The 6942-nt window shown below is 67.1% G+C and carries 2 protein-coding genes; both read right to left on the bottom strand.

Features of this window, described 5'->3' with window-relative positions; all coding sequences use genetic code 11:
* Window positions 1-3310 (bottom strand): Eco57I restriction-modification methylase domain-containing protein (locus Q5530_RS37340; RefSeq protein ID WP_415367658.1); only part of this gene is annotated, 3310 nt, incomplete at its 3' end.
* The gene (gene drmD, locus Q5530_RS37335) at window positions 3307-6618 is read right to left on the bottom strand and encodes a DISARM system SNF2-like helicase DrmD (RefSeq protein ID WP_415367660.1); all 3312 of its coding nucleotides are present in this window, start codon (window positions 6616-6618) and stop codon (window positions 3307-3309) included. The genes drmD and Q5530_RS37340, both read right to left, overlap by 4 nt.
* Window positions 6619-6942 lie beyond the last annotated feature (324 nt).

Genomic DNA, 6942 nt, shown 5'->3' with positions numbered 1-6942 from the left:
GGTCGGGAGTGAGGATGAAGCCCTTGCCCAGGACGTTGGAGCCTTGGAACGATCGTCCTCGATTGGATACCAGGCGGTACGGCTTACCCGAGACTCGCGACTTCGCGTCCAGTGAGGGCGTGATACCACGAACCACCACGTCATCCAGTACCCGCGACGCCTCCGGCGCGACCGGAGCAGCGCTGGACCACACGGCGCAGTACTCCAGCGTCGCGGACTTGGACGGCCACGGGGCGCTCTTCACCGCTCCGCGGATCTCGATGCCGTCCGCTGTCAGCTGGTCAAGCCCGACCTCCCTGGTATCGCCCTGGGCCAGGGTGTTGGTCGCGATGAGCCCCGTCTGTCCACGCGCGTTCAACAGCTGGTGCGCGCGCAACGCGAAGTACGCCACCAGGTCCGCGCTACCTCGCCGACCACGCCCGAGCGCCAGTACGAGGTACTCGCGGTACGCCTGGCCCAAGGTTCCCGTCAGCTTCTGACCCCCAAGGAACGGCGGGTTGCCCACGATCGCGTCGAAGCCGCCCTGATCGAACACCTCCGGGAACACGAGCGGCCAGTGCACCGGCTCGCGCACCAAGCCGTCGTCCGGTCGGTCCTTGGCCAGCCACTCCATCGCACGAAGGCGAGCCTTGTGCACGACCTCCGCGTCATCAGCGGTGCGCGGCGAGGCGACCTTCTCCGCCAACAAAGCGGCTTCTTCATGCTCGGCGTCGCGGGACGTCCCGGCCGTGACCAGCGCCGCGCCGGCCGCCAAGTCGCCAACGAGGGTCAGCTGTCCCATGTGCTCGCGCGCTGTGTCCAGCAGTTGGCGCTTGCGATCCAGGCTCGCGAGGTCGGTCCCCTTGATCTTCGTGATGGCCCGCCTCTCTCCCGCGACGTCCCCCACCCGGGCGCGCACACCGGACGTCCAGTCCCAAAGACGGTCCCTGTGCAGCTTGCGACCGACCTTCGCGTCCAGGTGGACGACCTCCACCTGGTCCAACGAGGTGACGCCCAGCAGCGAGTCACCCACCACCAGCCGGTCGTCGAGGAAGGTGAACGGCCGATGCGGGTCCATGGAGACCAGCCACAGCGAGAGCTTGGCCATCTCCACCGCCATCGGGTTGATGTCCACCCCGTACAGGCAGTGTTCGATGATCTGGCGCTTTGCCTCGATCACCACCGGGTCGGCGTCGATCTCCATCCCGGATCCTGCCTGGAGGGGCCCTGCGCGGAAGGCGGTAGCACCTTCGTGCCCTTCCTTCACCCAGGCGTCGATCAACTTCTCCGCGAGGTAGCGACAGGCCGCGACGAGGAACGCCGCCGAGCCCATGGCGATGTCCGCCACCTTCAGCGACAGGATCTCCTCCGCAGACCGCAGCACCCAGGCCGCTTCATCGGCCGTCTCCAGCGGCCCTGGCGCGTAGACCAGCGGTTGCAGGGCGCCTTTCACCACCTTCTCCGCGAGGAAGCGCGGCGTGTAGTGGGTACCGGTGTTCTTGCGCGTGGCGGAGTCCGTGACGTACAGCGAGCCCGCCCCGATGACCAGCGGGAGATCGCGCAGGTCACGGCGGATGAGCGAGAAGAACGGCAGCAGCCTGGGGACCAGAGCCGTGTCCCCGGTAACCACGTGGAGCAGCCGCTCGGCTTCCACCTTGTCGACCTCGGACAGCGGTGCGAGCTTCTTCTCCAGGGCGGCTGCCGAACCGATGCCGGAGTCCTTGTGCACTTCGGCGAGCCGTTTCGCAAGACCTTTCACGTCTACCGGGCCGCCGGCCCGCGCGCCGATCCCGTATGGACCGGCGAGCTGTTCGAGGTAGGTCAGCAGGACCTCGTCCTCCAGGCCGCTCTTGCCGACGAGCCCGACCACGGTGTCTTCGGCACGTCGACCGTCATACGAGAGCAGGCCCTCGTAGACGTAGCCGATCTGCTCGACGTCGAGGGTGCGGAAGGTGAGCGTTCGGCGCTCGGCGTTCTTGCCGGTGCCGATGGTGACGTGCTGAACGGCTTGGAGCATGTGGAGCACGGTCAGGTCGTTGATGGGCAGAAGCGGCGTGTGACCGGCCGGCACTTCCCGCGCACCCGGTGCGGGCAGCCCTTCAAGCCACCAGTAGGTCTTCGGGTCGAAGATCGAGCCGTCGTAGGCGTGCAGCTGGAACTCCGGGTGGGCCACGCCCCCGTAGACCGCGTGGAAGAGGGCGATCAGCCGGTGCCAGGCCGCCGTGCTCTGCTCCAGCTCCGCTGTGGTGCCCATCGCCGCTCGGGCTTCGAGTTCGGCGCACAGGCCGCCCGCCGAGTACGCCTTGGCGTAGACCTCGTTGTCCGCCGGGAGCAGACCGCGCTCCTCGGCGAAGAGCAGGAAGACCACGCGCATCATGACCGCGACCGCACCCCGGTAGACCTGCGAGGCTTGGACGCCTTGGGCGTCGAGGCCCGGCTCGCCGCGTTCCACGGCACGGGTATCGGCCCGGCCGATGGCGTCGACGAGCAGTTCGACGGCCTGGCGGACCTGCACGCCGAGGGCTTCGGTGACGTCCTCCTGCTTGCCGAGGCTCTTGCGCAGTAGTTGCGGCAGGGTCTGGTCGTCGAGGACGCTGAAGAAGCGGAACCGGCGCAGCAGGGAGATGAACGCGCGAACGACCTCTCGCTCGGCGGCTTCGTTCCAGCCCACGGTGTCGAACTGCACCGTGGCGGTGACGCCGCCCGCCGGCGCCCAGACGAGGCACCACCAGCGGCCGTCGGTGACGAGGCCGAGTTCGATGCGGTGGTGTCGCAGCAGGCGCGCCATGCGATCGGCGGGGGTCGCGGCCCAGCCGTCACCATCCCGGAGACGGGAAGTGGGAGGGCTGCCTGCCGGGATGGTCATGCCGAGCAGCGGGATGCTCTTGGTGATGTCGCCGGAGTCGTGGGCAGGATCGCTGTCCGGCTCGATGAGGACGAAGTCGGGGCGCAGCGTGGTGTCGTGCTCGGGGACGGGTAAGGCGAGGCGATCGAGGAGTGCGTCCGCGTCGCCGATGGGTAAGTGGAGCGCGTCGTCCCACTCGAGGAGGTCGTGGAGCAGGTAGGCGACCCACTCGTCACGGCCGGCGGACGGATCGTCGGACCACAAGCCGTGCTGGAGGCGTAAAGGTGCGCGCTGTTCTCTTTCGAGCGGGTCGAGGGTGGGCCAGGTTTCGACGAGGACGGGCAGGGTGAGGAACGGGCCGGTGATCTCGACGAGGTTGAGCCAGTCCTTGTGCTGGCGCCTGCCGTCGGTGGCGCGGGCGAGCGCGGCGGCCTGTCCGGCGTTCATGCCGCGGCGGGAAGCGGCGTTGCGGGGGGCGGGGCTCATCGGACAGCCTCTTTCCGGGGGATGACGAAGACGACGGCCGCGGGGAAGAGGTGTGACGTGAGGTCGCTGTAGCGGGCGTCGATGGCGGCGAGTTCCAGGCGACGTTCTCCCCCGAGGACGTCCAGGCGCCGTTGCAGGTGTTCGCGGTCGAGTTGGTACTGCCGCCGTTCAGCGGGGGTCATCCGGCCGGCTTCCCAGAGGGCGAGTTGCGCGTCGTCTTCGGCGGCGTTCTCGTCGACCTTGGCGCGCAGGGTGGACTCGAAGCGGTCCAGGTTGGCCTTGACCCGGTGCTCCTCCTCCTCACGGCGCTGGTGCAGGACCCTGTCCAGGGATTCGCGGCGTTCCTTGGCCCGGGCCTCGAGCGAGGCCATGAGTCGGTTCTGGACCTTCGGCCAGCTCTTGGTGAGTCGGGTGCGCAGGTACTCCGCCGCGGCGATGCCGTGGTTGAGGGCCTTGCGGAGGGTCTCGCCCTGGGTGTTGACGCTGTCCCAACGGCGGTGCCAGCCGGCTTCGTTGAGCCAACCGCCGGCGTGCAGCACCTCCTCGTGGAGGCGTACTCCGTCGGCGCCGACGAGGACGTAGCGGGCGTATGCGCTGACGAGCGTGGTCTCGAGGTGCGGGTCGTCGCTGACGACGGCACTGACGCGGTGCAGGTCGATCTGCTCGGCGTTCCAGGCGGCAGCCCGCAACAGCCGGGTGGAGAGGTCGACGAGGGGGTGCTTGAGGTGGGCGAGCACGATGTCGTCCCGTCCGAGACCGGCTACGCGCGGGTCGAAGGTGATGGGACGTCGCTCCCGCGGGCGAAGCTTGTGGGCGAGACCGCGGGTCGCCCGCTCCCAGTAGTCGCCCAGCTGGGGGACCTCGAAGAGGGATTTGTCGAGGTCGATGCCACTGCTCTCGTCATTCGTGTTGCCGTGCAGGTGGTGCACGTCGTGCACGGGGCGCAGCGGTTGCTGGCGATCGAGTGCCAGGGCGGTGGTGACCACGCGGGCGATGTTCGCCGGCGTGATGCCGAGCTCGTCAACGGTGCGGTCGTGGCCGGCGCTGAGTCGTTTGACCTGACCGGTGACGTTCTGCTCGGCTTCGACCGTGCCGCCGGTGCTTCGACCGTTGATCTTCTTCGCTCTGGCGTTCTCGATGTCGACGTGGCGCTGGTCGCCGGACATGCGACGCAGGACGGCGTCGGCGAGCACGGCGTTGACCTCGCCGAGGTCCTCCTCCATGAGCGCGACCTTCTTGGCGATCCGGGAGAGGAATTCAAGGTCGGCTTCGAAGGATCCCGCTTTGGCTTTCTGCCAGTCCTCTCCGACGAAGTGGCGAACCTCGGGGTCGTGACGCTGGCCCCAACGATCGATGCGACCGATCCGCTGTTCAAGCTTGTTGGGGTTGAAAGGAATGTCGTAGTTGACGAGTCGGTGACAGTGCTTTTGCAGGTCGATACCCTCGCTGGCGGCATCGGTGGCGATGAGTACGCGCACCACACCCTCGACTTCGGCGGGATGCGCCTGGAAACCGAGACGAATGCGTTCGCGTTCGTCGACGTTCAGGCCGCCGTGCAGGAGCTCGATACGACCTCTTTCGGCCATGCCTTCCTGTCGCAGCAGTGCGAGCAACCAGTCCTGGGTATCGCGGTACTCGGTGAAGACCACTACGCGTTCGTTGGACCAGTGCTTGCCGCCTGCGCGGACGACAGCTTTCAGGTAATTAATCAGTGCGGCGGCCTTGGAATCGGCTCGTGCCTCGTGCGTCTCGGCCCAGCGCAGCATCTCGCGGAGCAGACCGGCCTCGTCCTCGGTGGGACCCGGGGTCAGGCGCGTGGTGCGGCCGAGTGCATCGTCCTCGGCTTCGGCAAGATCGATGTCGTCGAGGTCGGCTATTTCATCGGCGAAGTCGTCCAGCCAGTCGGGTACGTCTTCCGCAGCAGCGCGCGGCCGGACGGTATTGGAGGCCGTCGCGATGTTCTCCAGGTAAATCTGAACAGTGCGACCGAAGGCGGCAGGTGAGGAGAAAAGCCGTTTCTTGAGCAGCAGGACGACGAGGTCGGTGGCCTTGCGCCCACCCTTCGCGCCGGGGGCCATCCGCGCGCGGCGCAGATCGGCGTACGCGGTGAGGAGTTCGTGGATGCGACGTTCTTCGTTCGTGTACCGGACAGGCATCTCACGAGTTTCGCGGCGGCGGAAGTACGGTGTGCCGTCGGGGCGGGTGATGCTGCTCTTGAGACGGCGTACGACGGTTTCCTTGACTGCCTTTTCATCCGGGTTGACGCCGCGCGCGAAGCGCTGGTTGTCGATGAGTTCGAGCAGCGCGGTGTAGGACTCGCGATAGCCGTTGTGCGGGGTGGCCGACAGGAACAGTCGGTGTTCGAAGTGAGGGACCATGCGGCGGATGAGCTTGGTCTGCTGACTGTCGACCGCGTAGACCTGTTTGGGGGCGGACGGGGCCACGTGGTGGGCTTCGTCGAGGATCAGCAGGTCGAAGAAACGTTCGGGCACCTGGTCGCCGGTCGCCTCCACGGACGGGATGACCTCGTCGAGCAGCCGTTGGGCCTTGGCACCGCGCAGCCAGGGCAGCGAGACGATGGTGAGCGGGTGGACCCGGAATGGGTTGGCCGTGGTGCCGTGGGTACGGCGCAGTTCGGCGCACCGGGCGGAATCGACGACGGTGAAGTCCAGGCCGAACTTCTCGGCGAGTTCGTCGCGCCATTTGACGGTGAGCCCGGCCGGGGAAACCACCATGATTCGGTGGGCGCGTCCGCGCAGCAGGAGTTCTTGGGCGACGAGCCCTGCTTCAACGGTTTTGCCGAGTCCTACATCATCTGCCAGCAGAAGATTGACTCGGGGAGCCCCAACGGCCCGGGATACCGGCTCCAGCTGATAGGGCTCAATCGCGATGCCGGAGCGGAAGGGCGCCTGGAGGTTCTTCACATCGGCCGAGGCGACGGCGGACCAGCGGATGGCGTCGAGGAAGGCGGCGAGGCGCTCGGGCGGATCGTACTTCCCGGCGGAAACGTCCGGGAGGGAACTGGCGGGCAGGACGCGTCGGCCGGGCTCGACCTCCCACGCAACGCTGAGGGTTTCACCATAGCGCCCATCGGCGACGGACTGGAGGTGGACGATGGTGGCAGCAGGGGCGATCGTGCCGGGCCCGATCGGTCCACTCGTTGCAGCGGGTTCGTCGGACTCCCATGCGGGGGCGACGTGGGAGACGATCCAGTTCTGCCCGCGCACCTCGACTAAGTCGCCCTCTGCGGGGAGCCCTTCGACGGTTAACTTCCTCCGCCTGCGCCGTGCTGTCCGTGTCCCTGTCACGAGTTCCACCCTTCGTTCGCCACAGCGCCTCTGAGCCCTGCTGATGTGCGCGACAAGGACGTGTGAGTGCCCTTGCCGGGAGCTGTGCGGGTCTACGGGGCAACTGCCTTGTGTAGCGGCCGTACGGTACCAGAAAAGATGCCCGTTGACTTGGTTTCGTCATTGCGGTCACCTGCGGAAGCGACACTTCGGTGCATAGGTGTCAAATGCGATGATCTTCTCCTCGTGATCCGATTTTCGGCCAACTGGTGAAACGGGATTGCGGTGCTGATTTTGGTCTGGATGTCCAGCTGGCCACGTCGCGCCAATTGAATGGTATTTGAG

Source organism: Saccharothrix sp. BKS2 (assembly GCF_047689505.1).
GTDB classification, from domain to species: Bacteria; Actinomycetota; Actinomycetes; order Mycobacteriales; family Pseudonocardiaceae; genus Actinosynnema; species Actinosynnema lopnurensis.
The sequence above is the reverse complement of the archived record's forward strand: the minus strand, read 5'-3'. Positions and strand labels throughout refer to the sequence as shown.